Source organism: Microbulbifer sp. MLAF003 (assembly GCF_030012965.1).
GTDB classification, from domain to species: Bacteria; Pseudomonadota; Gammaproteobacteria; order Pseudomonadales; family Cellvibrionaceae; genus Microbulbifer; species Microbulbifer variabilis.
The window spans coordinates 4,037,935-4,051,300 of sequence record NZ_CP120232.1 but is presented as its reverse complement, the minus strand read 5'-3'; the positions used below and the strand labels follow the sequence as shown (position 1 = coordinate 4,051,300).

Sequence of the window (13,366 nt, the reverse complement as noted above, 5' to 3'; positions counted from 1 at the left end):
GTGAACCGTTTGGAGGGACTGGTTTCCTCGCGTAGTGTGACTCAACGCCTTGCCTATGAGGGCAAGAATTACTTTTGAGTAAATGGGGAAAGGGTTCCAGGCCGGTGCCCGCTATTGAAAAGACGAGCGTAAAAAGAAAAAGCCCCAGGCACAAATATGTGCCTGGGGGTAAGGGGCTTTAGCCGTTAGCAGGTTGTTCTAACGGCAAGGGGGTATCCTGGACTTGTTGTGCGCTTACATTCTTTGACGTGGATATTTTACCGCCGGCAATTTTGCGTAGGGCAACATAAAACACGGGTGTCAGGAACAGGCCAAACAGTGTGACACCAATCATGCCTGTGAATACGGTAATACCCATGGCGTTGCGCACTTCGGCACCGGCACCGCTGGCCAGTACCAGGGGAACCACACCGGCAATAAAGGCGACGGAAGTCATAATGATCGGACGAAGACGTAGGCGGCAGGCTTCCAAGGCAGCTTCTACCGGGCCCTTACCGTCCATTTCCAGTTCGCGGGCAAACTCCACAATCAGAATGGCGTTTTTACAGGCAAGTCCCATTAAAACAACCAGCCCGACTTGAACGAAAACATTGTTGTCGCCGCCAGTAGCCCAGACACCAAATAGTGCAGCCAGCAGGCACATGGGCACGATCAGGATCACCGCCAGCGGCATAACCCAGCTCTCATAGAGTGCGGCCAGTACCAGGAATACCAGCAGTACTGCGAGTGGGAAAACCACCATAGCGGCATTGCCCTGGTTGACCTGCTGGAAGCTGAGGTCGGTCCACTGGATTTGCATGCCCGGTGGCAGGGCTTGGCTGGCAACCTGCTCAACCGCTGCCAGTGCCTCGGAAGAGGACAACATGCTGGGATCGGACTGCCCCATCAGGTCGGCTGCCGGATAGCCGTTGTAGCGGATCACCGGGTCTGGTCCGTAACTCTGGCGCAGGGTCACCATGGTGCTGATGGGCACCATCTCCCCATTCATATTGCGAGTGTAGAGATTATCGAGATCCTGCACTTCATCGCGGAAAGGCGCATCTGCCTGGGCAACCACCTGGTAGGTGCGACCGAACAAGTTGAAGTCGTTGATATACATGGAGCCGAAATACAGCTGTAGGGTGCCGAATAGATCGTCCATACGCACGCCCTGGGCTTTGGCCTGTAGGCGGTCTACCTCGGCGTCCATCTGCGGCACATTGGCCTGGTAGGAGCTGAAGGGGTAGCTGAGGCCGCTGGCTTGGCTCAGGGCCCCAGCCAGCATATTGGTAGCATTTTGCAGCTCACCGTAGCCGGCACCGCGACGGTCCTGGACATAGAGGGAGTAGCCGGACCCAGCACCCAGCCCGAAGATGGGCGGCGGCATAAAGGTCATGGCAAAGCCTTCTTTGATCTGTGAGATTTTGCCATTTAGCTCCGCAGCGATTTCCTGGGCACTGCGCTCACGTTCATCGAAATCGTCGAATAGGATAAATACCGTGCCCACGTTGGGGGTGTTGGTACTTTGCAGGGCATTGAAGCCGACAAAGGCCGCGGCGTTGGCAACCCCCTCAGTTTCCAAAGCCAATTCACTCACGCGGCGAGCAACTTCCTCGGTGCGGTCCAGGGAGGCACCTTCCGGCAGGCGAATACTACCCACCAGGTAAGTCTTATCCTGAACCGGAATAAAGCCGCCGGGCACCTGTTGGAACAGGGCGAAGGTACCGCCGAGCAATATCAGGTAGGCCCCAAATACGATACCGCGACGCTTGAGGCTATGGCCCACCACCCGCTGATAGCGCTCGGAGTTGCGCTGGAAGAAGCGGTTGAACGGGCGGAATAACCAGCCGAACAGGCGCTCGATAATGCGCGCGGGTATATCCGGCTTGGCACCGTGGGGCTTCAGCAGGGTTGCCGCCAGAGCCGGGGACAGAGTCAGGGAGTTGATCGCGGAGATAATGGTGGCGATGGCAATGGTGGTGGCGAACTGGCGGTAGAACTGACCGGTGATGCCGTCCAGGAAGGCCATGGGCACAAATACCGCACAGAGCACCAAACTGATGGCGACAATCGGACCGCTCACCTCGCGCATGGCTTGGTGGGCAGCGGCTAAAGGTGTCAGTCCCTCCTCGATATTGCGCTCGACGTTTTCCACCACCACGATGGCGTCATCCACCACAATACCGATGGCCAGTACCATGGCGAACAGGGTCAGGGTGTTGATCGAGAAGCCCAGCATCAACAGCACCGCAAAGGTGCCGACAATAGATACCGGCACGGCCAAGAGTGGAATCAGGGAGGCGCGCCAGGTCTGCAGGAACAGGATAACCACCAGCACTACCAGCAGCACCGCCTCCAGAAGGGTCTTGATCACAGAGCTGATGGAAGTGCTGACGAATACGGTTGGGTCGTAGGCAACTTTCCACTCCAGGCCTTCGGGGAACTGTTCTCCCAGTTCTGCCATCTTCTCGCGCACTGCAGCGGAGACTTCCAGGGAATTGGAGCCTGGAGACTGGAAAATCGGAATGGCAACCGCCTGGCGGCCGTTTAATAAGGCGCGTAGAGAGTCTTGAGATGAAGCCAGTTCAACCCGCGCCACGTCACGCAATCGGGTAATTTCACCATCGCTGCCGGTCTTCAGTACCACATTGCCAAACTCTTCCTCGCTTTGCAGGCGGCCCTTGGCGTTGATAGAGATCAGGAAATCAGAACCATTGGGCATCGGCGAGGCGCCGATCTGTCCGGCGGACACCTGTACATTTTGTTCACGCACTGAGCTGACGATATCCGCTGCAGTCACGCCCAGGGCCGCCGCTTTCTGCGGGTCCACCCACAGGCGCATGGCATAGTCTCCGGAGCCAAATACGGCGGCCAGGCCCACACCGGGAATGCGCGACAGCTCATCACGGATATGCAGTACGGCGTAGTTGCGAATATAGGTCGCATCGAGGCTGTCGTCTGGAGAGATCAGATGCACCGCCATCATCAGGTTGGGCGACTGCTTCTGCGTGGTTACCCCCTGGCGGCGTACATCTTCCGGTAGACGGGGTAGTGCCTGGGATACCCGGTTTTGTACCTGAACCTGGGCCTGGTCTGGATCGGTGCCCAGTTTAAAAGTGACATTTAAAGTGAGGGTGCCGTCACTGCCTGCTACCGACTTCATGTAGATCATGTTTTCCACACCATTGATGGCTTCCTCCAATGGTGTGGCAACAGTTTCGGAAATCGTTTTGGGGTTGGCTCCAGGATAGCGAGCGCTAACTTGCACGCTGGGGGGTACAACTTCCGGATATTCACTAACCGGTAGCGATGGGATACTGATCAGACCCACCACAAAAATAATGATCGACAGCACTGATGCAAAAATAGGTCGGTCGACAAAGAAACGGGAAAAATTCATACACTGCTACCCCGTGAGCGGCAATATAAACGCTCGAATTCCATTGATATAACTCTTCCAGAGTGGATGCTGGCCATAGTAGGGCTGCCTTCTACCCGTTGTCTTAGTGGCCCGCTGCCTGGGCGCCACCACCCCGCACTTGCTGGGCAACCATTTCAGGCACCACGGGCATACCGGGGAAGAAAATTTTCTGCAGGCCGTTGACCACAATTCGTTCGCCAACTTGCAGGCCACTGCGAATTACCGTGCGCTCACCCTGGCGTGGCCCTACTTGAATTGGGCGACGTTCTGTCAGGTTCTCTTGAGTGACCACATAGACGTAGCGGCGGTCCTGATCGGTAAGTACGGCCTTGCTATCGATTAGTACTGCTTGATCCATTTCTTCAATGGGCATCTCCACACGGGCGAACTGTCCGGGCTTAAAAGTACCTTCGGTATTGGAAACCACTGCCCGGAACTGGATGGTGCCTGTGTGGCTATTGAGGCGATTATCGATAAAGTCCAGCTTGCCCTTATGGGGGTAGCCGTTTTCACCGGAGAGGCCGATATGTACTGGAGGCGCAGAATCGGCCTTGAGCAGGCGGCGGCTCTCGGCGAAAGTCTGTTCATCGCTTTCGAAGTAGACGTACATGGGGTCTACAGAGACCAGAGTGGTCAGCAAGGTGGCATCGGCATTAGCGAGATTACCTTTAGTGACTAGGGCGCGACTTACCTGACCACTAATTGGAGCCTTGACCTGAGTGTACTGGAGGTCGAGTCGGGCGTTTTCCACTGCTGCTTCTGCGGCGCTTAGGGCTGCGCGTTCCGCGTCCCTTGAGGCGATGCGACGGTCGTATTCCTCGCGGGAGATCGCTTTGCTGTCCAGTAGCTGCTGGGCGCGGCCGGCCTGTTTTTCACTGAAGGACAGCTGGCTGCGCACTCGCTGTAAATCGGCCTCAGCAGCACGAAGACGGGCTTTATAGGGGCGTTGGTCGATGGTGAACAGGACATCGCCACGTTTTACTAGGGCACCTTCGGCAAAGGAAACCTGGTCGATATAGCCACTCACGCGGGGACGTAATTCCACGGTTTCGGGCGCTACAACTCGCCCGGTAAAACTGCGCCACAGGGTGGTAGGCTCAGAGCCGACTCTTGCAACTTCAACCGCAGGTGGCGGCGGCTGTTGTCCCGCAGGCTCGCCGGTGCCACAACCGGACAGAACCAGTGCGGACAGACCGAGTAAAGTGACTGTTAATTTCTTGACCATAACGCGTGTACTCCCTTTGCTACGGAAGAGGGAGGTGCTGAATGGCTCCTCTCCTACTAGGGCTGCAACTTTAATGATGAGCAAGATGATGAGGGTATCCGGTAACTATGGATTGATTGCCTATTCCTGCTTAAGGGGGAAAGTGATGTAGAAATGAGTGCCGCATGGGGGAGTAATTGGAACTGGATATATAACTAGTTGTTTGTCAAATTGAGTGAGATTTTACCGTGATTTGATAGGTATGATTCGTCTGCGGTTATCTATTACTGCACGGTAATTGCCCATTCCTGCAAAAGAGTCGGGAGATTGCCTAAAACTCCGTATACTGTGAGCCACCTAGATTGATGTAGCCCGCTGGGATGCGGTCGAAAGGGGAACGTATGAGAACCGATGGCAGTGTGAATCAACAGTCTCCAACTTCTTTGCTTGAACCTACTCGCAAGAAGTTGGCCGGGACACTCCAGCGACTGGCACCCGAGCAGGGGCTAATAGAAACCTACTTGGATGGTTTGGCCCTAATCCGTTGTAACGAGCCGGTAGCTTGTGCCTCCTCTGTATATGCGCCATCTCTCAATTTTATTATTCAGGGAAGTAAAACTCTGGAGTTGGGAGACAGGGAAATTTCCTATATGCCTCTCAGCTATGTGGCGACTTCAGTACACCTTCCCATTCTTGGGCGAGTAGAGCGTGCTTCGGAGGACACCCCTTTCCTCGGTGTGAAGTTAACGATAGATCCCAAAGAAGTAGCTGACCTGGTATTGGAGTTGGGAGATAAGGCCCCGGGAGTGGAGGCGGGGTATGACTGCCCTGAAGTGAGTTGTGGCCTTTGTGTGACGCAGATGGATCAGGGAATGCTGGATGCATTGAGCCGGCTGGTACACCTGTTGGAAACTCCTGTGGATGCTCAGATATTGGCCCCCCTGGCGCGACGGGAGATTATCTATCGCGCCTTAATGGGTGAAATCGGTGCCCGTATGCGCAAGTTTGCTATGGCAGACAGTCAGGCAAATCGGGTATCCAGAGTCATTGAAGTATTGAAGGACCGCTACTCGGAGCCGCTACGCATTAGTGACTTGGCAGAGCAGGCGAATATGAGCGAGTCATCGCTGTATCACAGCTTCAAGCAAATCACCCGCATGTCGCCCCTGCAGTTTCAAAAGAAATTGCGCTTACATGAAGCCCGCCGCTTGATGCTCACTGAGGGCCTGGAGGCAGCTTCCGCCAGCTATAGGGTGGGATATGAAAGTCCTTCACATTTTAGCCGTGAGTACAGCCGCATGTTTGGCCTCCCCCACGTGCGGATGTGAGTAAGCTGCGTGGTGAGCAAAGGGTGCCAGCCTAGTCCGAGGTGGCATCACCCTGTTTGAGGACAAACAGGCTGCACCACCCCTCAGGACTGATTTCTCCTTCGACCACGATGCAGGCATTAGGCGGCTGGAAAAGCTGGCAGTCAACGCACTTCTTGCCATTATTTGGTGTGTCCTGATAATTCACGGCTTCTTTTTTTGCCTTGATCTGTGCGTTAGTGCGATCTGTGACAATAACTGCCGCCGGTAATATCGCTAGTGAGCAGCTGGAGATTTTGAGGAATTTTCTACGGGAGATAGTCTGTTTCCGGTCCATGCTAGAAAAGTGTCCAAATTAATTGGTTAGGGCTTCAAAAATTCAGAGTAGCTGGACGAGAGGTTTTTGCTGGGATTAACACTTTTTACAGAAGAAAAGAGAAGTAAGAATCAATCTTATTGTCATTTGAGGGTTCAATACACCTGTCTGTTCCCTGGTCAGCTGAAATCAGGCTTCGCACTAAATTAGCCGCTGGAGGAGCACTATTTATTCTGCCGTGATTTTGTTGGATAGGGTTGCTTTAGGTAGTTGTATAAAAGAAATTTTTGTTAAAGTTTTTTGCTCCCATAAATAGGGAGCTGCCTTGTTTAGCCAAAGCTGCTATAGGTCTGAATGACACTTAATTTATTGTATAACTTGCTATTTGAGCAGATAACCATTTGATGGTTTGCTTTTTGGGCAAGTTCCTCGTTAGTGAGATTCTTTAGCCCAGGGCAGCCATAAGGTAATTTGTAATCCTCCCTCAGGGCGGTTTAGCAGTTGAATGTGTCCTCCGTGGGCATCGACAATTTCTCTGCACAGCGCTAAGCCAAGGCCCACACCCTGTTCTTTGGTAGAAAAAAATGGAAGTAGTGCCTGTTGTAGAACTTTTTCACTCATGCCGCAGCCGCGATCCGCAATTACGAGTTTTTGTCCTAGGCCATCAGTGCTGATGGTAATTTTAATATCTTCATTACTGGAACCGGCCTCGTGGGAGTTTTTGATCAGGTTCAGTAGGGCTTGCTCGATTTGTACTGGGTCAAAATACCCCTGGCGCTCTGGTAAATCCCCCGACAAGGTGAATTCCTGCAAGGGGGCAATACGCTCGATAAGTGTCTGCCAATCCACAGTTTCGCAACTGGGGGCGGGCAGCTTCGCGAAACTGGCATAGCCCTGGGTAAATTCCGTCAGGTGTTTGCAGCGGTCGGCGATGATATCAAAAACTTTTTCCAGCGCCGCAGCTTTATCCGGCTTGGCGATAAGCATTTTGCCTGAGTGCGCCAGTGAGGATATGGGGGCCAAAGAATTATTGAGCTCATGGCTGATTAGGCGAATGACTTTTTTCCAAACTTCTACTTCAGCGCGGGTTAACTCTCGTGTCATCTCACGCAAAACAATCAAGCGGTGCTTTTGCGCATTGAGTACAAATGTACTATTACCGATGTGCATGGAGTGAGTTCCATTTGTATCGGTGTAGTTAAAAAGCCCGTTTTCCCAATTATTAATAGCATTTGCGATCTCCCCTGGGCTATTGGGGAGTAGTTTCTGTAAAAGCAGGCCCTGGATGGGCCTGCCGGCATTAAGTAGTTTTTTGGCACTGCTGTTGGAATAAATGATGTGATCGCTTTGATCGACAAGTAACAGCGCTTGCGGTGAGCTTTGGATCACAGTATCGAGGAGCAATTCGCGCTGATAAATATGCGCGCGCTCACGTCGCAGGTGCTCACCGATTTCGTTGTATAAATTTGTAATCTGGCGGAGCTCTATATCCCTGGGAGGGACCAGAGAGATCGAAAAATCACCATCGCGAAAATTAAGTAGCCCCCCTGTAAGGATTTAAGGGTGGTCGTCAGGGGAGTGAGAACCTGACGCATCAGCCCCAGGATAATAATAATCCCGAGGAACAGCCCCGTAGCCCACGATAAGCGTGGATCCAGGCCTATATAAATACAAAGCCATGGGATAGCTGTACCTATAATCAATGCCAGAGTGGCTGTGGCAACGATGCGCCCCTCCAGGGAAAAATATTTGGACATCAATAGGAAATACCATGTTTTTCCAGGCGACGATACAGCGCTTGACGGCTCATACCCAGCTCTCTTGCGGCCTGGGCAATAATACCATTGCAGCTGGCTAGGGTTTGCTGTAGTAGCTCCCTACTAGGCTCAAAACTCACATCAACTTTTTCAGTTACAGGCTGTTCGGGCAAGGCCAGCACCGCCTCATCAATGGTGTCCTCCTGGCACAGGACTGATGCACGCTGCATCACATTCTGTAATTCGCGTACATTGCCTGGCCACTGGTAGCGGGTCATTGCGGTCAGTGCCTGTGGGGAAAGTTTTTTGGGGTTACTGTTTTCACCTAAAAAGCTTATTGCCAGAGGTGCTATATCCTCGGGGCGTTCACAAAGAGGCGGTAGACGCAACTCGATCACATTCAGGCGGTAGTATAAGTCCTGGCGGAAGTTGCCCTCAGTGATGGACTTGGGCAGGTCACTGTTGGTAGCGCTGATTACCCGTACTTTAACCTTCCGCGTTTGATTGCTGCCAAGACGCTGGAATTCGCCGGTTTGCAGCACGCGTAGCAGTTTTACTTGGCCACTGGCAGAGAGTTCGCCGATCTCGTCGAGAAACAGGGTGCCTCCATCGGCCGCCTCAAAACGACCTTCACGGGCCTTATTTCCTGCTCCGGTGTAGGCTCCGGGCTCCGCGCCAAAGAGCTCCGCTTCCATCAGCTCCTCCGGCAGTGCTCCGACATTCACTTTGATAAAGGGGCCATCACGGAGTAGTGAGTTAGCTTGAACAATATCGGCTATTTTTTCTTTACCCGCCCCGTTGGGGCCTGTGATCAGCACAGGTACATCGGACTTGGCTACCTGGGTGGCCATTTCCAAAAGCTTTTGCATATTATCGCTACGGTAAATAATATTTCGTAGGTCAAACTTTTCTCGCAGTTCGCTGCGGGCATTCATTGCCTGTTGTTGTGACGCACGCTGGCGCTTTTGTAGCTCGCCCAGCTCTAGTAAGTTGACAATCGTGGAGATCAGCTTGTTATCGTCCCAGGGTTTGCCCAGGTAATCGGCCGCTCCAGCGCGGACCAGCTCCACCGCCATTTCCAATTGCGTCCAGGCGGTCAAGAGGATAATGGGCAGATCCGGATTGATTTCTCGAATAGCAAAAAACAGTTCGCGCCCCTCTTCACCAGAGGTGGTATCCGCAGTGAAGTTCATATCCTGGATCACCAGGCTGATATCCCGGTTCTCTCGTAATAATTGCAGACCTGCCTGGGGAGTAATGGCACAGAGGGGCTGCAAGTCATGTAATGACAACAGTATTTCCAGGGCCGAGACGATACCGCTGTTATCGTCAATAATGAGTATTTTATCCATAGGACCAAGAGCCAGCTTGTAAGCTGGCCATTATGCAATGAGTGAGTGGTTAGGGGGAACTGCTGCCGCTGGTGTTTAAATCCAGGCCGTAGGTTTGAACGTTAGTGTCAGAGGCTAGTGACCATTGCTGGCAGGTTGGTGATCAAAACTCAATACTCTGGCGAGCTTCCACTGCCCATCCTCTTTTTTCCAGAGGTGGGTGAACTGTCCACTCTCGCGTAATACTTCGCTGTTATCAGCATTTATGCCATAAAATTTATGTGTACCGCTTTGAATGGCCCCGTAGTTGTTCATTGGGAAAACTTTAACACTATCGTTAATGAGTTCGCGGCGCGCTTTAATGTCACTGCCGGATTTTTGACGTTCACACATACTGCTAATACCATTGAGAAACTCTTGTGCTGAGCTTGCAGTTTTCCCCCACTTATCATGGTACATTTCAAAATCATCGGTGACGAGTTGACCCAGTTTTTTAATGTCGCAGCTGTTGAAAACAGCATCAAAAAGTTGTGAGTCCACAACGGTGATTTCCTTTTCTAATTCCTCTGTAGCTTGAGGGCCGGCAACGACGGGATGTTGCTCGGCAATTGCTGTGGGTATGAAAATTGATATGGCAGTAAAACCTAGAGCCATCAAATAATTTCGCATAATAAATTCTCCCTTTTTATTTACTATCTTACTTTTCACCACACTGGCGGTCAGCTAAAAAGCCCGACCACCAGTTTCAATTTGATTTTATACACTGCGCGTGGCGGTAGCCGGGGAGATATTGGCTGCACGCAGAGCTGGCGCTAGTGCAGCAGCGAGACTAACAACCAATACCAATAGAGCACAGATAAGGAGAGGTAGTAGGGTTAATACCGGCTGAGAGTAATCGCGTACCATATACTGATTAACGATTAGGGCTGCGGCACTGCCCAGGGCGATACCGGTAACGGCAATCAGACTGTTTTCAATCAGGAAATAGCGGCTGATATTGCTGCGGCTAGCCCCTAGTGCACGTCTAACACCTATTTGTTTGGCGCGTTGGTTAATCCAGAAAATTGTCAGCCCGACGATCCCCAGCGCTACGATAAAGCTGAGTGTGGCCGCAACAATAGATAACACTTTGACCATTAAGTTATCGCCTGCATAACTGCGAGCGACATACTCTGAGAGCACTCTGGTTTTAATGACTCTTTGAGGGTCCCTTTCAGACAGTTTATCTACCAAGGTTTTTAACACATCATCGCGCTTGCCTGGTTCGGCGCGTACTAAATAATTGACGTCCTGAGTATTTCTGACAATGGGGAAAAAGGCCACATTACCTGCTTTTGACCAGTCCACCCAGGCGCCCAGATGCCGTTCGATAACACCAATAATTTCTATTGGATGGGAAGTGTTGCCATCATAGAGGGGTTTTCCAATAGGATCTTGGTCTGGGTAAATTTTATCGGCGAACTGCTGGGTAATAACTGCGACATTGATATCCCGAATTTCACTTGGATCAAAATATTGCATTTCAGCATTGGTAAAATTTCGCCCCGCCACTAATTTTAAACCTAGGGTATTGATAAAGTTTGGGTCGGTGTTGTATCTGTTAGAGACCTCGCCGCCGACCTCCTGATTAGGTTGAGTGTAAAAAGTGCCCGCGGAGCCAGACCGCGATAAGGGGACTTGGTTGGTAATGGTTGCATCTTTGACGAAAGGCAGTTTTCGCAGTAACTCCAAATCAGAAGATACGGCTCCAATCATGTCGTAGTTATTGGGAATTGCCATTACGTTGATGGCAATGATCTCCTCTACGGCAATACCGGTGGGCCTTTCTATCTTTGCAATACGATCTTTTACGATCACAACCGTGTTGCTGATGATTGCCAGTGTCAATGCAAGTTGAAGAGCGATCAGCAGGGCAGGCACTTTGTTACGCCAGAGGGCGGATAACATGGGTTTTAATTCAAGCATGACTCGTCCTTACTGGGTTTTCAGGTAAATGGAAGGGTTAGTGCGACTGATACGCCAAGCTGGGTAAAGCCCTGCCAGCAGGCTTGCGATTAGCGCGAGACCGATGGCTGCGATCACCATCACCCAATCCATCCTCGCGACCGTATCCAGTTGTCCCATAGCTAAATAACGGATTCCACTGATCCCCATAAAAGCAAGTAAAATACCGGCTATCCCACCGAGAATACCGATGGTTGAACTTTCAATGAGGTGCTGCGTGAAAATGGCATTGCGGCTGGCTCCAAGTGCCCGACGCACACCCGCTTCAGGCGCTTTGCGGAGAAACTTGGCGAGTAATAGAGCTACTGCGTTGATAACACAAACTAACAGAAAAGCCAGGGATACCCAGCCCAATACGCGATTGTCATCGCTGAGGACTTCGTTGAGAACCAGCCATTCGGAAGGTTTACTCAGGGCAAATTTCAATGGTCGCTCGAAGCGCCCTTGGTCCTTCTGCCCTTGAATATATGCGGTTAGAAAGTTTTCGTACTCGGTTTTTTGTTCTTTATTAGTGAGTTCCACCCAGTACTGAATCCAGACGCTCTCACTTTGTAGGAAACCCTCATAACCTTCGCCCTCTCCACTATCCCAACCATTGGTATTCCCCCAGCTGTAAATTTCCAGCTTGCGGTGAAGACCAAAAGGCACGAAAAGGGATTCAACTTTCGTAAAGGAACCATTATTGACATCGTAAACTTTGGGTGAGGGTTCCCAGGTATCAATAACGCCAATGACGGTAAAAGGTTGGCTATTTAATATGACGGTTTCACCAACGCTGTCTTCTCCAGAGAATAACTTTTCATTGGTGGCCTTGGAGAGTATCACCACTTGCATGGGTGAGCTGTCGGCAGTCTTCTCCCAGGTGCCTCCATATATAAAAGGGATATCGAATAAGTTAAAGAAATCACGGGTGGTTACGCGGATGTCAGCGGTATAAGGCCGGATTGCTGACTCTTCCAGTTCCACGGTAAAACCATAGCGGTGCATGGCCACCTGATGGGTGGGGATATCAGAGCGCAGTAGGGCTTGGGCATCTCTATAAGTCAACTGCCAGGGAATTTCATTGGTGGTATTTGCGGCTTCATTAACATCCCAGCTATCGAGTTGAACGGCAAAAAGAACATCGTCTTTATGCTCTAGCGCGTTCTGCGACATCATGTAGTTGAGGGTGAGTACTGTCATGGAGGCACCCACACCCACCGCGATAGCAGCGACCATCAACGCACTTAATGTCGGTGTACGACGCAGGCTTCGCAGTGCCAGGGAAATATAGTATCCAATCATTACTGCAGACTCCTTAAGCGGTAGCGGCTTCGGGTTGCTCTGTGACCGGACGCAGGTCGCACACTTGCCCATCCACGATCTGGATATTGCGGTGCGCACGACGGGCCAGCTCCGGATCATGGGTAACCATTACGATGGTAGTTCCCCACTCATTGATAAATTCCAGCAGCTCCATTACTTGGCGTGCCATTAGGGAGTCGAGGTTTCCAGTGGGCTCATCTGCGAGCAAGAAACGTGGCTCCCCTGCCAGGGCCCGGGCAATAGCAATACGTTGTTGCTGTCCGCCGGAAAGCTGTGCAGGCAAGTGTTTTGCGCGGGCGGACAAGCCCACTTGCTCCAGTACTTTCTCAATACGCTTGCGGCGTTCTTTAGCGCTGAATCCACGGTAGCGAAGAGGGACATCAATATTGTCGAACAAGCTTAGATCCGGGATCAGGTTAAACCCTTGGAAAATAAACCCGATCTTTTCATTACGCAGGCGGGAGCGCTGGCGATCGTTCAGGTTACTTACATCCTCGCCATCCAGCAGGTACTGGCCGCCGGTTGGGGTTTCCAATAACCCTGCGATATTCAGAAAGGTCGTTTTTCCGGAGCCACTGGGGCCGGTGACAGAGACAAATTCCCCCTCCTTGACTTCTAGGCTGAAGTCACGCAGGGCGTGGGTTTCAATAGTGTCTGTGCGGAAACTCTTGCGGACGTTATGCATCTTAAGCATGGCGATGTTCCTTGTTTGTCACTGAATTTTTAAATCGTTGATAAATCG

11 protein-coding genes are annotated in these 13,366 nt (G+C 51.7%); 1 reads left to right on the top strand and 10 read right to left on the bottom strand.

What is annotated here, in order from left to right:
* Positions 1 to 178: 178 nt before the first annotated feature.
* On the bottom strand, positions 179 to 3,379 hold the full coding sequence (locus P3339_RS19340) for an efflux RND transporter permease subunit (protein ID WP_282951616.1): 3,201 nt from the start codon (positions 3,377 to 3,379) through the stop codon (positions 179 to 181).
* A 103-nt stretch (positions 3,380 to 3,482) separates the two neighbouring features.
* Entirely contained in the window at positions 3,483 to 4,625 is a 1,143-nt protein-coding gene (locus tag P3339_RS19335) for an efflux RND transporter periplasmic adaptor subunit (protein WP_282951615.1), read from the bottom strand.
* Positions 4,626 to 5,005: 380 nt separating this feature from the next.
* On the opposite strand from P3339_RS19335, the gene P3339_RS19330 reads away from it, so the two are divergent.
* On the top strand, positions 5,006 to 5,932 hold the full coding sequence (locus P3339_RS19330) for an AraC family transcriptional regulator (protein WP_282951614.1): 927 nt from the start codon (positions 5,006 to 5,008) through the stop codon (positions 5,930 to 5,932).
* 31 nt (positions 5,933 to 5,963) lie between these two features.
* Here the strand turns inward: P3339_RS19330 and P3339_RS19325 are convergent, their stop codons facing one another.
* The 8 genes from P3339_RS19325 to P3339_RS19290 form a co-directional block, all read right to left on the bottom strand.
* Entirely contained in the window at positions 5,964 to 6,248 is a 285-nt protein-coding gene (locus tag P3339_RS19325; RefSeq protein ID WP_020411986.1) for a high-potential iron-sulfur protein, read from the bottom strand.
* A 411-nt stretch (positions 6,249 to 6,659) separates the two neighbouring features.
* Positions 6,660 to 7,631 (bottom strand): sensor histidine kinase, encoded by a 972-nt coding sequence (locus P3339_RS19320; protein WP_282951613.1) that lies wholly within the window; start codon positions 7,629 to 7,631, stop codon positions 6,660 to 6,662.
* 80 nt (positions 7,632 to 7,711) lie between these two features.
* Positions 7,712 to 7,984, bottom strand: coding sequence for a hypothetical protein (locus P3339_RS19315; protein WP_282951612.1), 273 nt, complete (start codon positions 7,982 to 7,984; stop codon positions 7,712 to 7,714).
* Positions 7,984 to 9,336: a sigma-54-dependent transcriptional regulator gene (locus tag P3339_RS19310; protein WP_282951611.1), complete on the bottom strand. Its 1,353-nt coding sequence runs from the start codon at positions 9,334 to 9,336 to the stop codon at positions 7,984 to 7,986. Before P3339_RS19310 ends, P3339_RS19315 begins: the two co-directional genes overlap by 1 nt.
* A 114-nt stretch (positions 9,337 to 9,450) precedes the next feature.
* Positions 9,451 to 9,984: a nuclear transport factor 2 family protein gene (locus P3339_RS19305; RefSeq protein ID WP_282951610.1), complete on the bottom strand. Its 534-nt coding sequence runs from the start codon at positions 9,982 to 9,984 to the stop codon at positions 9,451 to 9,453.
* A gap of 87 nt (positions 9,985 to 10,071) precedes the next feature.
* Positions 10,072 to 11,280: an FtsX-like permease family protein gene (locus P3339_RS19300; RefSeq protein ID WP_020411990.1), complete on the bottom strand. Its 1,209-nt coding sequence runs from the start codon at positions 11,278 to 11,280 to the stop codon at positions 10,072 to 10,074.
* Positions 11,281 to 11,289: 9 nt separating this feature from the next.
* Positions 11,290 to 12,603: an ABC transporter permease gene (locus P3339_RS19295; protein WP_282951609.1), complete on the bottom strand. Its 1,314-nt coding sequence runs from the start codon at positions 12,601 to 12,603 to the stop codon at positions 11,290 to 11,292.
* A 13-nt stretch (positions 12,604 to 12,616) separates the two neighbouring features.
* Positions 12,617 to 13,318: an ABC transporter ATP-binding protein gene (locus P3339_RS19290; protein ID WP_020411992.1), complete on the bottom strand. Its 702-nt coding sequence runs from the start codon at positions 13,316 to 13,318 to the stop codon at positions 12,617 to 12,619.
* Positions 13,319 to 13,366: the final 48 nt, after the last annotated feature.

Excerpts from the sequence above, each read along its gene's own strand:
- P3339_RS19315 (WP_282951612.1), bottom strand. The coding sequence starts at position 7,984 with ATGTCCAAATATTTTTCCCTGGAGGGGCGCATCGTTGCCACAGCCACT.
- P3339_RS19305 (WP_282951610.1), bottom strand. The coding sequence starts at position 9,984 with ATGCGAAATTATTTGATGGCTCTAGGTTTTACTGCCATATCAATTTTC.
- P3339_RS19295 (WP_282951609.1), bottom strand. The coding sequence starts at position 12,603 with ATGATTGGATACTATATTTCCCTGGCACTGCGAAGCCTGCGTCGTACA.
- P3339_RS19330 (WP_282951614.1), top strand. The coding sequence starts at position 5,006 with ATGAGAACCGATGGCAGTGTGAATCAACAGTCTCCAACTTCTTTGCTT.
- P3339_RS19325 (WP_020411986.1), bottom strand. The coding sequence starts at position 6,248 with ATGGACCGGAAACAGACTATCTCCCGTAGAAAATTCCTCAAAATCTCC.
- P3339_RS19310 (WP_282951611.1), bottom strand. The coding sequence starts at position 9,336 with ATGGATAAAATACTCATTATTGACGATAACAGCGGTATCGTCTCGGCC.
- P3339_RS19300 (WP_020411990.1), bottom strand. The coding sequence starts at position 11,280 with ATGCTTGAATTAAAACCCATGTTATCCGCCCTCTGGCGTAACAAAGTG.
- P3339_RS19290 (WP_020411992.1), bottom strand. The coding sequence starts at position 13,318 with ATGCTTAAGATGCATAACGTCCGCAAGAGTTTCCGCACAGACACTATT.
- P3339_RS19335 (WP_282951615.1), bottom strand. The coding sequence starts at position 4,625 with ATGGTCAAGAAATTAACAGTCACTTTACTCGGTCTGTCCGCACTGGTT.
- P3339_RS19340 (WP_282951616.1), bottom strand. The coding sequence starts at position 3,379 with ATGAATTTTTCCCGTTTCTTTGTCGACCGACCTATTTTTGCATCAGTG.